Raw genomic sequence first — 18,867 nt, 5'->3', positions numbered from 1 at the left:
AAAATTAGTGCCCTGCGAATTCCACTAAAGTAAAGGATTGAATCCCTTCTTTTTCTAAGCGTTCTTTTCCGCCTAAATCAGGTAACCAAATCACAAAAGCAGCATGTTCTACTTTACCACCTAAACGACGAATAAGTTTGGCAGTTGCATCAATAGTACCACCAGTCGCTAATAGGTCATCTACCACTAAAACGTTGTCATTTTCGCTAATCGCGTCTAAATGAATTTCTAAAGTATCTTCACCATATTCTAGTGTGTAAGATTGAGAAATCACTTCACGTGGGAGTTTTTTCGGTTTGCGAACTAATACAAATGGTAAACCTAATGCTAATGCAATTGGCGCACCAAAAATAAAACCGCGAGATTCTGTACCAACCACTTTTGTGATGCCTTTGTCTTTAAATTCAGCAACGATAGCATCAATAGTCGCTTGGAAAGCTTCTGGCACTTCTAAAAGTGAAGTGATGTCACGGAAGATAATCCCCGCTTTTGGGTAGTCAGGGATAGATTTGATAGATGATCTAATTAAATCGAGTTTGGTCATGTTTTAACCTATATTTATCGAAAAAAATAACCTATGGACTGTATAAAAAAATGCTCGTAATTACAAGGAAAATTTCTTATAAACCGAGTTTCAAAGTCACAAGCGGTCATTTTTTTCTAGGCTTTTGCAAAATGCTAATCAAAAAAGCCCGCTTGCGATAGTTTAAAAGCAAAAATGCTGAATTAATTTCGTTAATAGCGTTTGTGTTGGTTCAATATAGCGTGTTTCTAAAAATTCATCTGCTTGGTGGGCTTGTTCAATTGAACCAGGGCCTAGAACCAAGGTTGGGCAGAGTTGTTGAATATAAGGTGCTTCAGTGCAATAGTTAGCCGATTCGCAAGGAACGCCTAATAATTTTTCTACTACTTGAACGATTTGCGCAGAATGTTCACATTCATAACCTGGAATGCCGCCGTGTAGATTACGAATTTCAATTAAATCGCCATATTTTTCTAGCATCGGTGCTAAATGACTTAATAATAAATCGTGCAAATCTTCAACAGCTAAATGCGGTAGTGGACGCATATCTAATTGTAATTCACAGCAGGCGCAAATACGGTTAATCGCATCACCGCCGTGAATGTTGCCTAAATTCATGGTTGGATAAGGCACTTTGAAGAAATCGTTACGATAGAGGGTTTTAAGTTCATCTCGCATTTTTAATAGATGGCCAGTTGCTTCATGCATCAATTCAATCGCATTGATGCCTCGATCAGGATCGCTAGAGTGGCCACTTTTCCCAGTAATACGAATCGCTTCGCCCATGTGGCCTTTATGCGCACGGATTGGCACGAGCGAAGTTGGCTCACCAATAATGGCACAATCAGGACGAATTTGGCTGTGTTGTGCAAAAGTACGGGCGCCAAGCATGGTGGTTTCTTCATCTGCGGTGGCAAGAATGCGGATAGGTTTACGGGTTTGGCTTAAATCTAAACGGCTGACGACATCTACAACAAAGGCAAAAAAGCCTTTCATATCCGCCGTGCCTAAGCCGTAGAGTTTGCCGGCTTGTTCTGTTAGCGTAAATGGATCAAACGTCCAACGCCCTTCATCAAAAGGCACGGTATCGGTATGCCCAGCCAGTAATAATCCACCTTCTCCTTCACCGTAAGTAGCTAAAAGGTTATATTTTTGACGAGCACCTTCAACCGGTAAGATTTCGGTTTTAAAACCTAAATCAGAAAGCCAATTTGCGAGCAATTCAATGAGCGTTTTATTAGAAAGATCTTCATTGGCATCCAGGCTAGAGATAGTTGGCAATGCAATAAGCTGACGATAACGTTCAAGAAACTCCATAAAATCTCCTATTTGCTGATTTTAAGCAGCGTAAAGCCCGCGAAAATTTCCCAAAGCATAATGCTATAAATACCCACGCGCTCAATCAGTGGCGTAAAAATAGTTGGTAGGGTCATAGAAACAATAATAGCAATACTGCCTACCACACCAAGCCATAATGAACGGCGTTTGAATTTTGGATAGCGAGCTGAAGAGATATCGAAACCTACCATAATTAGAGTTAGGTTACCGATTAAAAAAGTGAGGCTTGCGCCGAAATTATGTAAGCCACCTTGGTTGTAGCTAGCACTATTCAGATCAGAAACTAAGAAGGCACCAATACTAAAACAGAGCGCTAATAACGCACTTAAAACCCAATAACGGCGTTCAGAAATACGATAAATCCCTAAAAAATAAAGCCAAATAAAGAGATAACCTTGATAACTAAAGGCAGCACGCATCACTTGTGGCAAATTAGAGATTTTATTTTCATAATCACCTAGCATGGTGCCGATAGGGAAAAAGAGTTCCAACACGCTATGGTGAAAATAAGTAGTAATGCCACGTTCACTAAAAAGAATGGCAACATGTTCGCCGAATAAATAAAACACCCCACCGAAAGCGGTTAAGACTGCCACCAAAGCGGTAATGCCGTTAAGCATTTTATCAAAACATGGATGCATTAAATAAGGATAAACCGCCATGCCAAATGAACCGCTACGGAAATAATCACTGGTCTGTTGTGATGCATAGGCGATAGCATTAAGCATTCGTTTTAAGCCATTCTTCAAAGGGGTAATGTTGATCGTCATAACTTATTAAGATTGAAACAGAAGATAAAGAGCTGCAAAAAAGAGCAAGCTCAAGCCAAGTGTTAACCATTTTTCTACACGGCTTAGGTGTAAATAGCCTTTGCTGTGTTTTCGTTGATAGAAGAATAACACCATTCCTGGCAGATATAAAATGACAGAAAGTAATAAATAATTTAAACCTGCTGCATAAACTAACCAGATACCATATAGCGTTGCCATAATGCCTGTGAGTTTAATATACCATGCAGCCTGTTCTTTAAACGCAATTTTAATTAAATAACCACCGACTAAAAAGTAAGGGACTAAAATCATGGCGGTAGAAAGCTGAATTAGTACGCTATAGCCTTTGCCAGTAAAGAAGACAACTAACAAGATAATTTGAATCACAATGTTAGTAAACCACAGAGAGCTAATAGGCGTTTTGTTTTCGTTTTCTTTACTTAATAGTTGTGGAAAAACTTTAGTTTTTGATGCTTGGAACATAATCTCTGTTGAGAACATGGTCCAACTCATATAAGAAGCCAACACTGAAACAATTAAGCAAAACGTAATTAAAATTTGACCGCTTGTTCCCACCATATGTGCCATTAAGCCTGCCATAGATGGATTTGGCATCAAAGCAATCGTCTCTCTTGGCAATACCCCTAGTGAAAGGGCAGTAATTGCGACATAAAGAATCAGGGTAATTAAGATACCAAGCAGTGTTGCAATGCCGACATCACGTTTATTTTGGGCGTGCGCTGAAAGCACGCTAGCGCCTTCTACGCCAACAAACACCCAAAGAGTAATTAACATTGTACTTTTGATTTGCTCAAGTAGCGGAAGATTGAGTTTTTCGCCACTAAAATCATGCATAAATTGTTGGGGAGAAAATGCCCAAATAGCACAAGCAATAAAAAGAATGAGCGGTAACACTTTGACAATGGTGGCAATTAAATTCACATATGCAGCTTCTTTAATGCCTTTGGCAATTAAAATATGAATAAGCCAAACAATGATAGAAGCGCAAAGAATGGACGCAAAAGATGTACCATCGCCGAATAAGGTAAAGTTTTCACTATCAATAAACATCCCTAATCCAGCAAAAGCCACGACTAAGTAGCTCACACTCCCGATTGAAGTACAAATCCAGTAGCCCCAAGCGCTTAACGCACCGATAAAATCGCCAAAGCCTTCGCGAGCATAAGTGTAAATACTGCCTTCTAATTGTGGTTTTAATCGAGAAAGGAAAAAGAATGACAGCCCAAGAAAAGTAATTCCTACCCCTGTAATTGCCCAGCCCCACAGCAAGGCTTCAGCCCCTGCGCTTTCGGCCATATTTTGCGGTAAGCTGAAAATGCCCGATCCGATCATAGAGCTTAGTACTAATGCAGTAAGCGAAACGAGCCCAATTTTGCCCTTTGACATGAAAATCCTTAAATAATTATTCAAAAAAACGGCGTAATTTAGCATAAAAAAGCAAAATTCCCCAATATAAAATCAAAGGCGAAGCAAGATAAATTATGTTAGAGAGGCGCTTTCTTCAGATAACAAAAAAACAGATTTGCGCTAGTTATCTTTGGCAATTGAGCTAACCAATCTTTGCCACGCTTTTTCAAGTAAATTTTGTTGATTTGATTGAACGATATTTTTTTGCCAGTCTAATAGAGTCTCTTTTACCCATTGTTCACCTTGTTCATCAGCTTCTGCAAAGCAAGCGAGATTTAAGAGTTTGTTGTTTACAACAAACATACCGCCTGTACTGACTTCATATTCGGTTTGGATTTTATCTAATTCTCTCACCGTAGTACTTTTTTTGACTAAAAAGAAATAGCTATTGTTATCTTCAAAAATTTTGTCTATTGAAATAATTTTTGTGCCGAGAAATTGCATTCCAGTTGTTTCAGGATTCACGTTAATCCTATTTTGTTCAATTTCTTCTATTTCTTTTATGAACTCACTAGAATTTAACAGTGAAGAAAATTGTGTTTCAAAAATATGCTTTAACTCTTTAATTTGAGCAGCTGACATCTGAAGATGAATAGCCTTTTTTGAAGTAGAAATTGAGCAATTTTGTTCTTTTCCTTGGATTAACGCGTTTAAATTGACATAGTTTGCATAATATTGATTCCCACTATCTTGAGCATTCATTTGTTCAGCGTATAAATAGGGCTCAATCATTTCAGGAGTAATTCTTATCATTCCTTTTGGTGTGGGAATATTGAACGTTGTTTCGCCAATAGTGATTGTATAAAGCTCACTTTCTTCATTTGCTAATGCGGGTTGAATCAAGATAAGTAAGCTTAAAAGCCATTTTTTCATGTTATTTTCTCATCAAATTTTTTGCTAATTTTAGCATGGTTTAGGCAATAGAATTGGAAAAGGCTTGCCTAGAATGTTCAAAAAATATATTATAGACGTCTAGACGGAAATACGGCTAATTAAATTTTGGTACAAGCGGTCTGTTTTAGCAAAAATTTTGCAAAATCTAACCGCTTGTATTTATTCATGACAACAACAAGGTATAGAACAATGGCTATCAATTTATTTACTTCAGAGTCGGTGTCAGAAGGGCATCCGGATAAAATTGCAGACCAAATCTCTGATGCAGTATTAGACGAAATTTTAAAACAAGATCCGAAAGCGCGTGTCGCGTGTGAAACTTATGTTAAAACTGGTATGGCGTTAGTAGGTGGAGAAATTACCACTTCTGCTTGGGTAGATATTGAAAACTTAACGCGCCAAGTGATTGCAGATATTGGTTATAACCATTCAGATATGGGCTTTGATGCACATTCTTGTGCAGTGTTAAATGCGATTGGTAAACAATCACCAGATATTAACCAAGGTGTAGATAGAGATGACCCATTAGCACAAGGCGCGGGTGACCAAGGTATTATGTTTGGTTATGCAACCAATGAAACAGAAGTGTTGATGCCAGCAGCTATTACTTATGCACATCGTTTAATGGAACGTCAAGCACAAGTGCGTAAAGCGGGTAAATTAGATTGGTTACGCCCAGATGCGAAAAGCCAGCTTACTTTTGCTTATGAAGATAACAAAATCGTTGGCATTGATGCCGTTGTGCTTTCAACACAGCACGCAGAAAGCGTGAACCAAAAAGATTTGGTGGAAGGGGTGATGGAAGAGATCATCAAACCGGTACTACCAAGCGAATGGTTAAGTCAAAACACTAAATACTTTATTAACCCAACCGGCCGTTTTGTGATTGGTGGGCCAATGGGGGACTGTGGTTTAACTGGTCGTAAAATCATTGTGGATACTTACGGCGGTGCAGCGCGTCATGGTGGCGGTGCATTCTCTGGTAAAGATCCATCGAAAGTTGACCGTTCAGCGGCATATGCAGCACGTTATGTTGCGAAAAACATTGTGGCAGCAGGGCTTGCAGATCGTTGTGAAATTCAGCTTTCTTACGCTATCGGTGTAGCAGAACCAACTTCTATCATGGTAGAAACTTTCGGCACAGGTAAAGTAAGCAATGAAACTTTAGTGAAACTAATTTACCAACACTTTGATTTACGTCCTTACGGTTTAATCAAAATGTTAGATTTAATTCGCCCAATTTATCGCGAAACAGCGGCTTACGGCCACTTCGGTCGTTCACATTTCCCATGGGAACAAACAGATAAAGCAGAAGCATTAAAAGCAGATGCAGGCTTATAATTAAGCGATAATAAGCGGTGTAATTTTGTAAAATTTTGCAAAATTACACCGTTTTTTATTATTTATCTGTCATTCAAAAGGGGCGTGGAATGTTTGATAGCCATATTCATTTAGAGCAACTTACAGCAAGACAAATAGCAAAGATAGTGAGTGATCCTTTGTTGCAAGGGGTATTGGCAGTCAGTACAGATTTGGTGAGTGCGGAAAAGTTATTGGAATTAAAACAGTATTTTCCAAAAATTCAAATGGCAGCGGGCTTTCATCCTGAACAGACGTTAATTGATGATACACAGCAACAAGCATTATTTGATTGGATCGTAACAAATCAAGCAAATTTGGCCGCTATTGGTGAAGTGGGATTACCGCATTATCTAAAACGACAGAATCCTAAGCTGGATTATCAGCCCTATCTTGCTTTATTAGAGCTGTTTGTTGTGTTAAGCAAGCGGTTAAATTTACCGTTAAATTTGCATATCGTGCATGATGATGTCGAGATAATGTTGGATTTGCTGGAAAAATATCAAATTCAATATGCTCATTTCCATTGGTTTAAAACGGATGATGATTCGTTTGAACGTTTTCTTCGTACTCCTTATTTTGCCAGTGTTACACCAGATATTTTGTGGAATCCGAAAACGCAAAAAATTGCCCAAAATTTACCGCTTGATCGATTACTGATTGAAACTGACAGCCCGTGGCAACACGAAGGTTTGGAAAATGCGAGTATTTCACAGCAATTACAAGCAATATTGACGCAATTATCGATATTAAGAACAGAATCTAAAAGTGAGATTTGCTCGCAAATTAGGCAGAATTATCAGCGGTTGTATGGGAGAGTATAAGAAAACGGAAAAACGGGGCATTTTTGTAAATTTAAAATGCTCCGTTTTTATTGGCTTTGAATCAACCTGATTTTTTATTTGCCTTCAACATTGCCATAAGATTGGCGATATTCGCTGAGGTTTTTTCCACTTTTTGTTCTTCAGTCATTTGTGGTTTTTCATTTTCCCAGACTAAATCGTCTTGTGGTAATTCAAGCAAGAAGCGGCTTGGTTCCGGTTTGATAATTTCACCGTACTGGCGGCGTTCTTTGCAAAGCGAAAATGTTAGCGTTTGCTGCGCTCGCGTAATGCCTACATAAGCAAGGCGGCGCTCTTCTTCCACATTATCTTCATCTAGACTAGTTTGATGTGGCAAAATCCCTTCTTCCATACCAATTAAGAAAACGTGTGGAAATTCTAATCCTTTCGAGGCGTGTAAAGTCATCAACTGGACTTGATCGGCTTCATCATCATCTTCGCCACGTTCTAACATATCGCGTAAGGTTAGCCGATTTACCACTTGCACGAGATTCATTGGTTCTTCGATTTCATTACCTTCTAGCATGGACTGAACCCATTCAAACAGTGTTTGCACATTGCGGCTTTGCATCTCTGCGGCTTTAGGCGAAACAGCGGTTTCATATAAATAGGCTTCGTATTGAATTTTGGCAAGTAAATCTTTAATGGCATCAATAGGATCACTGCGTTCAGCTTGATCAGCAATTTCCACAATCCAGTGAGCGAAGTCTTGTAACGCTTGATACGGTTTTGGTGTAAGACGATGAATCAGTTCAAAATCGAAAATGGCCTCAAATAAACTTACTTGTTTTTCATTTGCTAACAAGCCAAGTTTTTCTAAGGTTGCTGCACCAATTTCTCGCTTAGGCGTGTTTACAATTCGTAAAAAAGCAGCATCATCGTCTTGATTTACCACTAGGCGTAAATACGCCATCATGTCTTTAATTTCTGTTCGTGAGAAAAAGCTGGTTCCACCAGAAATTTTATATGGAATACGGTTTTGCATTAGCAATTTTTCTAACAAGCGTGATTGATGATTGCCACGATATAAAATGGCGTAATCTTTGTATTTGGTTTTTTTCGAGAAACGGTGGGCAATAATTTCTCCCACAATGCGTTCAGCCTCATGTTCCTCATTTTTGGCTTCAATCACATTGAGCTTTTCGCCTTCGCCTAATTCAGAAAATATTCTCTTATCAAAAATATGCTCATTGTTATCAATTAAAATATTGGCACAATGCAAAATACGTTGGCTTGAGCGGTAATTTTGTTCAAGTTTAATCACTTTTAAGTCAAAATCTTCGCGTAAACGTTGCATATTTTCAGGCTTTGCGCCACGCCAAGAATAAATGGACTGGTCATCATCTCCCACCACGGTAAAATTTTTATGGCTCGCGACTAATAGTTTAATTAACTCATATTGGCTGGTGTTAGTGTCTTGATATTCATCAACTAATAGATAGCGAATTTTCTGTTGCCAACGTGCAAGCGCTTCAGGAAATTGGCGAAAGAGCAAAACAGGTAGCATAATCAAGTCATCAAAATCTAGCGCATTATAGGCTTTGAGCTGATTTTGATAGAGTTTATAAAAATGTGAAAAAACGCGATCTCGTTCAGATTTGCAGTGATGTACCGCCATTTCTGGTGAAAGTAAGTCGTTTTTCCAATTTGAAATGGTTGAAACTAGTGCTTTAAGTAAATCTTTATCTTCAGCAACCTTTTCCGGCAAGAGATGTTTGAGTAATGCCAGTTGGTCATGTTCATCAAATAGCGTCATACCGGATTTAAAGCCAAGCAATTTATGTTCGCGCTTTAAAATTTCAAAACCAAGCGTATGAAAGGTTGAAATGGTTAGCCCTTTACTTTGTTCTTTACCAATAGAGTGAGCCACACGTTCATGCATTTCTCGGGCGGCTTTATTGGTAAAAGTTACTGCGGCAATTTGTTTTGGTAAATAACCACATTGTGAAATCAGATAAGCGATTTTGTTAATAATAACGCGTGTTTTGCCAGAACCTGCGCCCGCAAGCACAAGGCAAGCGCCATTTATATATTCTACGGCTTGTTGTTGTTGATGATTTAATTTCATGAGAATGAAGAATAAGAATTTTGGGTTATTTTAACGAAAAGGAAACAAGCGGTCTAATTTCTCGGTAAATTTGCAAAAAATTATGCAAACTTTACCGCTTGTTGAGACATTTTAGGGAAATTTCCCTTTTCATGTGGGGCTATTCGCTATATCATAGTAAGTCAATTTATTTTGCTGGGCAGTGACTGCCTTTGCCTTTTTCCTCAACGACTTTGGAGAAAACAACAGTAGATGGAAAAGTTAGATAACAAACCAATCATCGAACTTCGCAACGTTACCAAAAGCTATGGTAGCAAAACGATTCTTAAAGATTTAAACCTCACGATTAATGATGGGGAATTCTTAACTATTTTAGGGCCTTCTGGTTGTGGTAAAACAACAGCATTGCGTTTAATCGCTGGCTTTGAAGAATTAACAGGCGGGTCGATTATTTTGGACGGTCAAGATGTATCTAACGTGCCGGCAGAACAACGCCCAGTAAATACTGTATTCCAAAGTTATGCGTTATTCCCCCATATGACCATTTTTGAAAATGTGGCATTTGGTTTACGTATGCAAAAGGTACCAAATGAACAAATTAAACCACGTGTTATGGAAGCTTTACGCATGGTGCGTCTTGAAGATCGTGCTGAACAAAAACCTGCGCAACTTTCAGGTGGTCAACAACAACGTATCGCGATCGCGCGTGCTGTGGTAAATAAACCAAAAGTTTTATTATTAGATGAATCGCTTTCTGCGCTTGACTATAAATTACGTAAAGAGATGCAAAATGAGTTGAAAGCATTGCAACGTCAATTAGGCATTACCTTTATTTTCGTGACTCACGACCAAGAAGAAGCGTTAACGATGTCTGATCGTATTATCGTGATGAATGGCGGTAAGATTGCACAAGACGGTACACCTCGTGAGATTTATGAAGAACCACGTAATTTATTCGTGGCACGCTTTATCGGCGAGATCAACGTGTTTGATGCAACCGTAATTGAACGTGTGGACAGCAAAAATGTGAAGGCGAATGTTGAAGGTCGAATTTGTCATATTAAAGTTGAAGATCTTGATGTTCAGCCGAATCAAAAACTGAAAGTATTATTACGTCCTGAAGATATTGTGATTGAAGAGTTAGATGAAGATGAAAGCTCAAAAGCCATTATCGGTCACATTATGGATCGTAACTATAAAGGGATGACATTAGAATCAAGCGTAAAACTTGATCATAATGGCATGAACGTATTAGTAAGTGAATTCTTTAATGAAGATGATCCTAATATTGACCATGAAGTTGGTCAAAAAGTGGCATTAACATGGCACGAAGGCTGGGAGGTTGTCTTAGGCGATGACGAATAATAAATTCCAACAAGGCACAGTTGCCACTATTTTTGGTTGGTTGTTGCTTTTTGTGTTAGTACCGAATGTTTTGGTACTAATTATTAGTTTTCTGACTGAAAACCGTCAAAGTGCATATTTTGTTGATTTCAGTTTCAGTTTGGAATCTTATAAAGCGTTGTTTAATGATACCTATGCAACGGTGTTATGGAACTCGTTTAAAATGTCTGCGATTGCAACATTTTTCTGCTTAATTATTGGCTATCCATTTGCCTTTATGATTGCAAAAATGCCTGCAAAATATCGTCCAATTTTATTATTTTTGGTGGTATTGCCATTTTGGACGAACTCACTGATCCGTATTTACGGCATTAAGATTTTCTTAGGCGTAAAAGGGGTATTAAACGAAACATTATTATCGCTAGGTTTAATTGATGAGCCATTACGTTTATTGAACTCAGAATTGGCTATTATCATTGGTTTGGTTTATATCCTATTACCATTTATGATTTTACCGCTTTATTCTTCAATTGAGAAAATTGATAACCGTTTATTAGAGGCAGCAAAAGACTTAGGTGCTAATGCATTCCAACGTTTCATCCGTGTAACGATTCCATTAACAATGCCGGGTATTATTTCAGGCTGTCTATTAGTGTTGTTACCTGCGATGGGAATGTTCTATGTAGCAGACTTGTTAGGTGGCGGTAAAACACCGTTAATTGGTAACATTATTAAGAGCTTGTTCTTAAATACAAATAACTTACCATTAGGTTCTGCAGTAAGTATTGCTTTAACTATTTTAATGGCGCTAATGTTATACGTTTACTACCGTGCAAATAAATTATTGAATAAAAAGGTGGAGCTTGAATAATGAAAAAGACCTTTAGAAATCTTTTTATGTTCGCGGTGTTTGCCTACCTTTATATTCCAATTATTATTTTGGTGGTGAACTCATTTAACGAAGACCGTTATGGTTTGCATTGGAAAGGCTTTAGCTGGAACTGGTATGAGCGTTTATTTGCAAATGATACGTTAATTAACGCGACAACGAACTCAATTACAATTGCGTTTTTTGCAGCAACTTTTTCGACAATTTTAGGTGCATTAACTTCAATTGCGCTATATCGCTATAAATTCCGTGGTAAACAATTTGTTGGTGGAATGTTATTTGTCGTCATGATGTCGCCAGATATTGTTATGGCGGTATCTATGTTAGTGCTCTTTATGATTATTGGTGTGAAACTAGGTTTCTTATCACTGTTAATTGCGCACATTACATTCTGTTTACCTTATGTTGTAATTACTGTTTCATCACGTTTAAGCGATTTCGATGGCAAAATGCTTGAAGCAGCCAAAGATTTAGGTGCAAGTGAAGTTACAATTTTACGTAAAATTATTTTACCATTAGCGTTACCTTCAATTATTTCAGGTTGGTTATTAAGTTTTACGATCTCACTAGATGATGTTGTGGTTTCTTCTTTCGTGACTAGCCCAAGTTATGAAGTGTTACCATTGAAGATCTTCTCTTTAGTAAAAACTGGTGTAACACCAGAGGTAAATGCATTAGCAACGATTATGATTGTTTTCTCGTTAACTTTGGTTGTATTAAGCCAGTTAGTTGTTAGAAAAAAAGTTTAATAAAGACTAAATAGCCCACGAAAGTGGGCTATTTTTTTATCCGTAATCAATGGCTTTATTAGTGTTCTTTTATCCAGTTTCTGCTATACTGATGCCAATTTTTTTAATGGAAAATAAGCATGATTGGAAGATTACACGGCAAAATTATTGAAAAGCAGCCGCCTGAAATGGTTATTGATGTACAAGGTGTTGGCTATGAAGTGTTATTGCCGATGACCAGTTTTTACAACTTACCTCAAGTTGGGGATGACGCTACCATTTTTACTCACTTAGTAGTGCGTGAAGATGCGCATTTATTATTTGGTTTTGCGCAAAAACAGGATCGTACTTTATTTCGTGAACTGATTAAAACCAACGGTATTGGGCCAAAATTAGCGCTTGCGATTTTATCTGCTATGTCAGTTTCACAATTTGCTACTGCAGTAGAAAATGAAGAACTGGCGAAATTAACTAAAATTCCAGGTATTGGCCGTAAAACCGCAGAGCGTTTATTAGTTGAGCTTAAAGGTAAATTCAAAGGTATGAGCCAAAGTGATTTCTTTGAAGAGCATCATGTTGATACGATTGTTGCAAGCCATAGTACTGATCCAGCAGATGAAGCGAGAGATGCGTTAATTGCATTAGGCTATAAGCCGGCTGATGCAGAGAAAATGATTAAGAAAGTGAATAAATCTGACTCAACGAGCGAGCAGTTAATTCGTGATGCCTTAAAAGCTGCGCTTTAGTTTAACAAGCGGTTAAAAATAACAAAATTTTTGCAAAATGATTGAAGCAGATAGAATAATTAGTGCCGCACCAAAGCGGGAAGAAGAAGTCATTGATCGTGCCATTCGTCCTAAACTTTTGGCAGATTATGTTGGACAACCATCTGTGCGAGAGCAGATGGAAATTTTTATCAAAGCAGCCAAACTACGTAATGAGGCGTTAGATCATCTTTTAATTTTTGGCCCACCAGGATTGGGTAAAACTACGCTTGCCAACATTGTTGCCAATGAAATGGGAGTAAATATTCGTACCACTTCAGGCCCAGTATTGGAAAAGGCGGGCGATTTGGCGGCAATGCTCACGAATTTAGAGCCTTACGATGTGCTATTTATTGATGAAATTCATCGCTTATCGCCAGCGATTGAAGAAGTGCTTTATCCCGCAATGGAAGATTACCAACTGGATATTATGATTGGTGAAGGGCCAGCTGCACGTTCCATTAAATTAGATTTACCACCTTTTACATTAGTGGGTGCAACCACTAGAGCCGGTTCTTTAACTTCGCCATTACGTGACCGCTTTGGTATTGTTCAACGCCTTGAGTTTTATTCCGTAGAGGATTTAACCTCAATTGTAAAACGCAGTGCAGATTGCCTTAATCTTAATCTCTCAGCAGACGGTGCGTATGAGGTGGCACGTCGTTCACGAGGCACCCCGCGTATCGCTAATCGTTTATTGCGCCGTGTGCGAGATTATGCCGATGTGCGTAACAATGGTGAAATTAGTGAAGCTATTGCTAAACAGGCGTTGGCGATGCTTGATGTAGATCCTGAAGGCTTTGACTTTATGGATATTAAATTGTTACAAGCCATTGTTGAACGTTTTGATGGCGGGCCTGTAGGGCTAGATAACCTTGCAGCAGCGATCGGTGAAGAGCGAGACACGATTGAAGATGTGTTAGAACCTTATTTAATTCAACAAGGTTTTTTACAGCGTACACCAAGAGGTCGAATCGCAACTAATCGTACTTATGAACATTTAAAAAGAACGCGAGTTTAAAGCGCAATATCACGCTTTTAATTGCCAAAAGCGTGATATTGCAATTTCAATGAAAAGAAGTAGTAACAAATTTCAAAAAGGGTTTGATGTTTTAACTTTCTGTAAACTTTTGCAAAACCTTATAGAAATTCGACCGCTTGTTTTTTCAAGCTAAAATTTGTGGTAAAATTCGTTCGCTTTATTACCTATTTGTACGGGTAAATTTGCAAAAATGATTTAACATTCCACCGCTTGTTAGCGGTTTTTATTTTTAATCAACAAGTAACCTCTCGTATGGGTTACCACTGTAAAAGGATAAAAAATGCCAATTATTACCTTACCTGATGGCTCTCAACGCCAATTCGATAATCCAGTTTCTGTATTAGAAGTTGCCCAATCTATTGGTGCAGGACTTGCAAAAGCAACTATTGCTGGTCGCGTAAACGGCGAACGCCGCGATGCATGCGATATTATTGACCAAGATGCAACGCTTGAAATTATTACTGCAAAAGATGAAGACGGTTTAGAAATTATCCGCCACTCATGCGCACACTTATTAGGACATGCCATTAAACAATTATTCCCAGATGTAAAAATGGCTATTGGTCCAACTATCGAAAATGGTTTCTACTATGATGTAGATTTAGATCGCTCTCTTACTCAAGAAGATTTAGATGCGTTAGAAAAACGTATGTTAGAGTTAGCGAAAACAAACTACGATGTTGTGAAAAAACGCGTCAGCTGGCAAGAAGCAAGAGATACTTTTGAAGCGCGTAATGAGCCATACAAAATGGCTATTTTAGATGAAAATATTGAACGCACGGCAACACCTGCGTTATATCATCACGAAGAATATATTGATATGTGTCGTGGTCCGCATGTGCCAAATATGCGTTTCTGTCACCACTTCAAATTGCAAAAAATTGCAGGTGCTTACTGGCGTGGCGATAGCAAAAATAAAATGCTACAACGTATTTACGGCACCGCTTGGGCAGATAAAAAACAATTAGCAGAGTATTTAACTCGCTTAGAAGAAGCTGCAAAACGCGATCACCGCCGTATTGGTAAAGCATTAGATTTATATCATATGCAAGAAGAAGCACCGGGTATGGTGTTCTGGCATAATGATGGTTGGACAATTTTCCGTGAGCTAGAAACCTTTGTTCGTACCAAATTAAAAGAATACGATTACCAAGAAGTAAAAGGTCCATTTATGATGGATCGTGTACTTTGGGAGCGCACAGGCCACTGGCAAAACTATGCAGATTTAATGTTCACTACACAATCTGAAAACCGTGAATACGCGATCAAACCAATGAACTGCCCAGGTCACGTTCAGATTTTTAACCAAGGTTTAAAATCTTACCGTGATTTACCAATTCGTATGGCAGAATTTGGTTCTTGCCACCGTAACGAGCCATCAGGTTCATTGCATGGTTTAATGCGTGTTCGTGGCTTTACGCAAGATGATGCGCATATTTTCTGTACTGAAGATCAAATTGAATCTGAAGTAACATCGTGCATCAAAATGGTATATGACATTTATAGTACTTTCGGCTTTACTAACATTGCAGTAAAACTTTCAACTCGTCCAGAAAACCGTATCGGTGCAGACGAAATGTGGGATAGAGCAGAAGCAGGCTTAGCTGCAGCTTTAGCGCATAATGGTTTGGAATATGAAATCCAAGAAGGTGAAGGTGCATTCTATGGTCCGAAAATTGAGTTTGCATTACGTGACTGTTTAGGTCGTGAATGGCAGTGCGGTACAGTTCAATTAGACTTTGCTTTACCAGGTCGTTTAGATGCTTCTTATGTCGCAGAAGACAATGGTCGTCGTACACCAGTGATGATTCACCGTGCGATTTTAGGTTCTATTGAACGTTTCATTGGTATCATTACCGAAGAATATGCAGGTTTCTTCCCAGCATGGCTTGCGCCTGTTCAAGCTGTGGTAATGAACATCACAGATAGCCAAGCAGATTATGTTCAAAAAGTAGTAAAACAACTTTCAGATTTAGGGTTACGCGTTAAAGCAGACTTACGTAACGAAAAAGTTGGTTTTAAAATTCGGGAACATACTTTACGTCGTGTACCTTATATGCTGGTTTGTGGCGATAAAGAGATCGCAGAAGGTAAGATTGCGGTACGTACCCGTAAAGGGGCAGATTTAGGCACATTCGCGGTTGAAGAATTTGCTCAAATCTTGAAAAACCAAGTTCGTGCACGTGAGCTTAAATTATTAAATGAAGAATAATTTGTAAAAGCCTGAAGAAAAAACACCGCTTGTAAGCCTATTTACAGCGGTGTTTTTATTCATTTATTGGTTGATCTCCACAGGAAATTCACATAAAATACGGGCTCTTTTTGGTGCTAAATTTAGATTTAGCGTATTATTAATCACATATGGTACTTATCAGCGGTTCTTTTGAAACAAGATAAGCAGCGATATGGCTTCTTACGAGGTTCTCCATGAAACAAGGTATTCACCCAGAATATACTGAAGTTACTGCAACATGTTCTTGCGGTAACGTAGTTAAAACTCGCTCAACAGTGGGCAAAAACTTAAACTTAGACGTATGTGGCAACTGCCACCCGTTCTACACTGGTAAACAACGTGTTGTTGATACTGGTGGCCGTGTTGAACGTTTTAACAAACGTTTCAGCATCCCAAGCACAAAATAATTTTAATCAATTATATGTGAAAAAAACCTCGCTAAAGCGAGGTTTTTTGCTATTAAACAGTTAGGGGTTATTGTAATTTTGCAATTTGTTGATTAAGCCAAGCAGCAGCAATTTGCATATCAAAGCCCATAGTATCATTATTATGTTCAGAGAACGCTTTACCCACAAGTGTCAAAATTTCCGTATTTTTCATTGATGCTGGTGCCCATTGATATAATGTTTTCTCATTATTTGAGTAAAATGCTAGCAATGGTTTACATTTCGCACAAGCAATATGCACCCCTCCACCATCTACAGAAACCACAATATCAGCGGAATCAATTAGCGCAAAATATTCGAAAAGATTGGTTTTTGGCGCTAACGCTAAATTTTCCATAGGTGTTAATTGGCTAAAATAGGCTTCACTGCCTTGAGTATTTGTCATTAATAGTTGACAGTGCGAGGTATCAATATTTTCCAGCAATTGATTTAATTCTAATGCAGGTAATGCACGAGTACTGCCTTGTGGGTTCAGTAAGATTTTTACACGATTGTTATTTTGCCAATAAGATTTTTCTGGATCGAGTGAGAAATGTGGTAATTCGTAGCAAACCTCAGGATTCAGTGCTTTTGCAAACGATGTATAATTTAAATAATCTTTAAAATGTGTCCGATCTGGCACCTGTACTGACTCATCATAATTTTCCACAGTTTGTAAATTGTAGTGTTTTTTTGCCCGCTTGCCGAAGTTGATTACCCATTTAGGAGCAAGTAAAGCATCTAAAATAATACTTTTTGAGGTAAAAGAGGGAAGAAAATCAAGATAAAGATCCCATTTTTTTCGCTCTGAAAGATAACTAGAAGCTTTGTCTGTTAATAGTGTATCTACAATTTGAGATGCTTTATAAAGTGCCTCACAACGTGGTGTTACGAGTACGCCAATTTTAATATGCGGGAATGCTTTTTTTAATTGTCTTAAGTGAGCGAGATGAACAATGGTATCACCCACAGCGCTGCCAATTGGCTTAAGTAATATGCTTTGACACTGGTTTAAATCTATAGGCAATTTCTTTTTTTTATGCCCAAATAGCTTTGCGATTAAGGATTTCATATTTCAATTTTTTAATGATAGTATTAACAAAATATATCAAAGTTTTTTGGCTTAAGGAAGATTGAATAACTTCAACATAGCGCGAATTTAAAAGAGTCTATAATGCGTTTAAAATTCATATTAAGAAAATATCGCCTAAAATTAGGAAAATGTTTTTTAGATAAAAAGAACACGCAAGCTACACCCGTTTTTCCCCCTAAAAGCATATTATTTTTAAGACAAGATGGAAAAATTGGCGATTATATTGTGAGTTCTTTTGTTTTTCGTGAAATTAAAAAACAATCTCCCCAAACAAAAATTGGGGTAGTGTGTTCTGCACAAAATGCATACTTGTTTGAGCAAAATCCGAATATTGATGCATTATATTTAGTGAAAACGAAAGATATCCTAGATTATTACCGTTGTGGTAAGAAACTTGCGGCTGAGCAATATGATGTAGTGATTGATCCAACCTTAACTTTGCGTAATCGCGATTTATTATTTTTACGCACGATAGGCGCTAAATCTTATATTGGTTATCAAAAAGAAGATTATCAATTATTTGATCGGAATATTCCTGCACAGTCAGTTCATTATGTTGAAATTTATCGTCAAGCATTAGAAATCGCTGGTTTTTCGCATATTAACACGGAATATGATATGCCAAGCAATGCTCAGTCTTCTCAAGCAGTTGCAGAATTTTTAGTAGCACATCAATTAGAAGATTATGTTGCTGTGAATTTTTTTGGAGCGGGCTCAGCGCGCCGTTTTAATGAAGATTCAATGGTCGCTTTGCTAAATCATTTATCAGCGCAAACAAAATCCATTGTGTTACTAACTTTTCCAGCTGTAACAGAAAAAATGAAGGCACTAGCCAAGCGTTATGCGAATGTTTTTATATTTGAGAAAACACAAACCGTTTTTGATACGATTGAGTTGATCAAACATTCAAAAATGGTGGTTTCTCCAGATACGGCGATTGTGCATATTGCTAGCGGTTTTCATAAACCGACAGTGGCTTTTTATAGTTTAGATGAAGAAAACTTTGTGCATTGGCAGCCGAATAATTCAGCTAAAACACAGATTATTCGCTTTGATAAGAGTGTGAATGAAGTTGACTTTAAGCAAGTTAAAGCCAATTTAGCCTAATTCAAGCGGTCATTTTTCTTTCCTCTTTTGCTATTGCAAAA

At 38.0% G+C, this 18,867-nt stretch carries 17 protein-coding genes; 10 read left to right on the top strand and 7 right to left on the bottom strand.

Annotated features, from left to right (window positions below; genetic code table 11):
- Nucleotides 1–4: 4 nt before the first annotated feature.
- The 5 genes from apt to HMPREF1128_RS05185 form a co-directional block, all read right to left on the bottom strand.
- Nucleotides 5–544: an adenine phosphoribosyltransferase gene (gene apt, locus HMPREF1128_RS05205; RefSeq protein ID WP_007525103.1), complete on the bottom strand. Its 540-nt coding sequence runs from the start codon at nucleotides 542–544 to the stop codon at nucleotides 5–7.
- A gap of 162 nt (nucleotides 545–706) precedes the next feature.
- Complete coding sequence (argE, locus tag HMPREF1128_RS05200; protein ID WP_007525063.1) at nucleotides 707–1,840, bottom strand: acetylornithine deacetylase; 1,134 nt, start codon at nucleotides 1,838–1,840, stop codon at nucleotides 707–709.
- A gap of 8 nt (nucleotides 1,841–1,848) precedes the next feature.
- Nucleotides 1,849–2,631: a DUF998 domain-containing protein gene (locus tag HMPREF1128_RS05195; protein ID WP_007525243.1), complete on the bottom strand. Its 783-nt coding sequence runs from the start codon at nucleotides 2,629–2,631 to the stop codon at nucleotides 1,849–1,851.
- Between the two features lie 6 nt (nucleotides 2,632–2,637).
- Nucleotides 2,638–4,038 carry a basic amino acid/polyamine antiporter gene (locus HMPREF1128_RS05190; RefSeq protein WP_007525548.1) on the bottom strand — a complete coding sequence of 467 codons (1,401 nt, stop codon included), beginning with the start codon at nucleotides 4,036–4,038 and terminating at the stop codon, nucleotides 2,638–2,640.
- A gap of 141 nt (nucleotides 4,039–4,179) precedes the next feature.
- Nucleotides 4,180–4,932, bottom strand: coding sequence for a hypothetical protein (locus HMPREF1128_RS05185; RefSeq protein ID WP_007524912.1), 753 nt, complete (start codon nucleotides 4,930–4,932; stop codon nucleotides 4,180–4,182).
- Nucleotides 4,933–5,142: 210 nt separating this feature from the next.
- On the opposite strand from HMPREF1128_RS05185, the gene metK reads away from it, so the two are divergent.
- Both metK and HMPREF1128_RS05175 read left to right on the top strand, forming a co-directional pair.
- On the top strand, nucleotides 5,143–6,294 hold the full coding sequence (gene metK / locus HMPREF1128_RS05180) for a methionine adenosyltransferase (protein WP_007525083.1): 1,152 nt from the start codon (nucleotides 5,143–5,145) through the stop codon (nucleotides 6,292–6,294).
- Between the two features lie 89 nt (nucleotides 6,295–6,383).
- Complete coding sequence (locus HMPREF1128_RS05175) at nucleotides 6,384–7,136, top strand: TatD family hydrolase (RefSeq protein ID WP_007524559.1); 753 nt, start codon at nucleotides 6,384–6,386, stop codon at nucleotides 7,134–7,136.
- A 61-nt stretch (nucleotides 7,137–7,197) separates the two neighbouring features.
- On the opposite strand, the gene rep is transcribed toward HMPREF1128_RS05175, so the two are convergent.
- Nucleotides 7,198–9,222, bottom strand: a complete 2,025-nt coding sequence (rep, locus tag HMPREF1128_RS05170) for a DNA helicase Rep (RefSeq protein ID WP_007524001.1) — start codon at nucleotides 9,220–9,222, stop codon at nucleotides 7,198–7,200.
- 231 nt (nucleotides 9,223–9,453) lie between these two features.
- Here rep and potA point away from each other — a divergent pair, with 231 nt between their 5' ends.
- The 7 genes from potA (at nucleotide 9,454) to rpmE (ending at nucleotide 16,608) form a co-directional block, all read left to right on the top strand.
- Nucleotides 9,454–10,566 (top strand): spermidine/putrescine ABC transporter ATP-binding protein PotA, encoded by a 1,113-nt coding sequence (gene potA / locus HMPREF1128_RS05165; RefSeq protein WP_007525377.1) that lies wholly within the window; start codon nucleotides 9,454–9,456, stop codon nucleotides 10,564–10,566.
- Entirely contained in the window at nucleotides 10,556–11,416 is an 861-nt protein-coding gene (gene potB, locus HMPREF1128_RS05160) for a spermidine/putrescine ABC transporter permease PotB (protein WP_007525304.1), read from the top strand. Before potA ends, potB begins: the two co-directional genes overlap by 11 nt.
- Nucleotides 11,416–12,183, top strand: a complete 768-nt coding sequence (potC, locus tag HMPREF1128_RS05155) for a spermidine/putrescine ABC transporter permease PotC (RefSeq protein WP_007525438.1) — start codon at nucleotides 11,416–11,418, stop codon at nucleotides 12,181–12,183. The genes potB and potC overlap by 1 nt, the downstream gene beginning before the upstream one ends.
- A 119-nt stretch (nucleotides 12,184–12,302) precedes the next feature.
- On the top strand, nucleotides 12,303–12,908 hold the full coding sequence (ruvA, locus tag HMPREF1128_RS05150; protein WP_007525177.1) for a Holliday junction branch migration protein RuvA: 606 nt from the start codon (nucleotides 12,303–12,305) through the stop codon (nucleotides 12,906–12,908).
- Between the two features lie 37 nt (nucleotides 12,909–12,945).
- Nucleotides 12,946–13,947, top strand: a complete 1,002-nt coding sequence (gene ruvB / locus HMPREF1128_RS05145) for a Holliday junction branch migration DNA helicase RuvB (protein ID WP_007524975.1) — start codon at nucleotides 12,946–12,948, stop codon at nucleotides 13,945–13,947.
- A 301-nt stretch (nucleotides 13,948–14,248) separates the two neighbouring features.
- Nucleotides 14,249–16,180: a threonine--tRNA ligase gene (gene thrS, locus HMPREF1128_RS05140; RefSeq protein WP_007524996.1), complete on the top strand. Its 1,932-nt coding sequence runs from the start codon at nucleotides 14,249–14,251 to the stop codon at nucleotides 16,178–16,180.
- 215 nt (nucleotides 16,181–16,395) lie between these two features.
- Nucleotides 16,396–16,608 (top strand): 50S ribosomal protein L31, encoded by a 213-nt coding sequence (gene rpmE / locus HMPREF1128_RS05135; RefSeq protein WP_007524365.1) that lies wholly within the window; start codon nucleotides 16,396–16,398, stop codon nucleotides 16,606–16,608.
- A 67-nt stretch (nucleotides 16,609–16,675) separates the two neighbouring features.
- Here the strand turns inward: rpmE and HMPREF1128_RS05130 are convergent, their stop codons facing one another.
- Nucleotides 16,676–17,698 carry a glycosyltransferase family 9 protein gene (locus HMPREF1128_RS05130; RefSeq protein WP_010129738.1) on the bottom strand — a complete coding sequence of 341 codons (1,023 nt, stop codon included), beginning with the start codon at nucleotides 17,696–17,698 and terminating at the stop codon, nucleotides 16,676–16,678.
- Nucleotides 17,699–17,800: 102 nt separating this feature from the next.
- Between HMPREF1128_RS05130 and HMPREF1128_RS05125 the strand changes: the two genes are divergently transcribed.
- Nucleotides 17,801–18,826 (top strand): glycosyltransferase family 9 protein, encoded by a 1,026-nt coding sequence (locus tag HMPREF1128_RS05125; RefSeq protein WP_007523978.1) that lies wholly within the window; start codon nucleotides 17,801–17,803, stop codon nucleotides 18,824–18,826.
- Nucleotides 18,827–18,867 lie beyond the last annotated feature (41 nt).

The sequence above is a fragment of the Haemophilus sputorum HK 2154 genome (assembly GCF_000287615.1).
Classification (GTDB): domain Bacteria; phylum Pseudomonadota; class Gammaproteobacteria; order Enterobacterales; family Pasteurellaceae; genus Haemophilus_A; species Haemophilus_A sputorum.
This window is presented reverse-complemented; position numbering and strand designations above follow the sequence as displayed.

Coding starts and splice junctions, on each gene's coding strand:
- HMPREF1128_RS05190 (WP_007525548.1), bottom strand. CDS start 4,038: ATGTCAAAGGGCAAAATTGGGCTCGTTTCGCTTACTGCATTAGTACTA.
- potC (WP_007525438.1), top strand. CDS start 11,416: ATGAAAAAGACCTTTAGAAATCTTTTTATGTTCGCGGTGTTTGCCTAC.
- HMPREF1128_RS05130 (WP_010129738.1), bottom strand. CDS start 17,698: ATGAAATCCTTAATCGCAAAGCTATTTGGGCATAAAAAAAAGAAATTG.
- HMPREF1128_RS05175 (WP_007524559.1), top strand. CDS start 6,384: ATGTTTGATAGCCATATTCATTTAGAGCAACTTACAGCAAGACAAATA.
- rep (WP_007524001.1), bottom strand. CDS start 9,222: ATGAAATTAAATCATCAACAACAACAAGCCGTAGAATATATAAATGGC.
- HMPREF1128_RS05185 (WP_007524912.1), bottom strand. CDS start 4,932: ATGAAAAAATGGCTTTTAAGCTTACTTATCTTGATTCAACCCGCATTA.
- apt (WP_007525103.1), bottom strand. CDS start 544: ATGACCAAACTCGATTTAATTAGATCATCTATCAAATCTATCCCTGAC.
- HMPREF1128_RS05125 (WP_007523978.1), top strand. CDS start 17,801: ATGCGTTTAAAATTCATATTAAGAAAATATCGCCTAAAATTAGGAAAA.
- thrS (WP_007524996.1), top strand. CDS start 14,249: ATGCCAATTATTACCTTACCTGATGGCTCTCAACGCCAATTCGATAAT.
- ruvB (WP_007524975.1), top strand. CDS start 12,946: ATGATTGAAGCAGATAGAATAATTAGTGCCGCACCAAAGCGGGAAGAA.
- ruvA (WP_007525177.1), top strand. CDS start 12,303: ATGATTGGAAGATTACACGGCAAAATTATTGAAAAGCAGCCGCCTGAA.
- argE (WP_007525063.1), bottom strand. CDS start 1,840: ATGGAGTTTCTTGAACGTTATCGTCAGCTTATTGCATTGCCAACTATC.
- potA (WP_007525377.1), top strand. CDS start 9,454: ATGGAAAAGTTAGATAACAAACCAATCATCGAACTTCGCAACGTTACC.
- rpmE (WP_007524365.1), top strand. CDS start 16,396: ATGAAACAAGGTATTCACCCAGAATATACTGAAGTTACTGCAACATGT.
- HMPREF1128_RS05195 (WP_007525243.1), bottom strand. CDS start 2,631: ATGACGATCAACATTACCCCTTTGAAGAATGGCTTAAAACGAATGCTT.
- metK (WP_007525083.1), top strand. CDS start 5,143: ATGGCTATCAATTTATTTACTTCAGAGTCGGTGTCAGAAGGGCATCCG.
- potB (WP_007525304.1), top strand. CDS start 10,556: ATGACGAATAATAAATTCCAACAAGGCACAGTTGCCACTATTTTTGGT.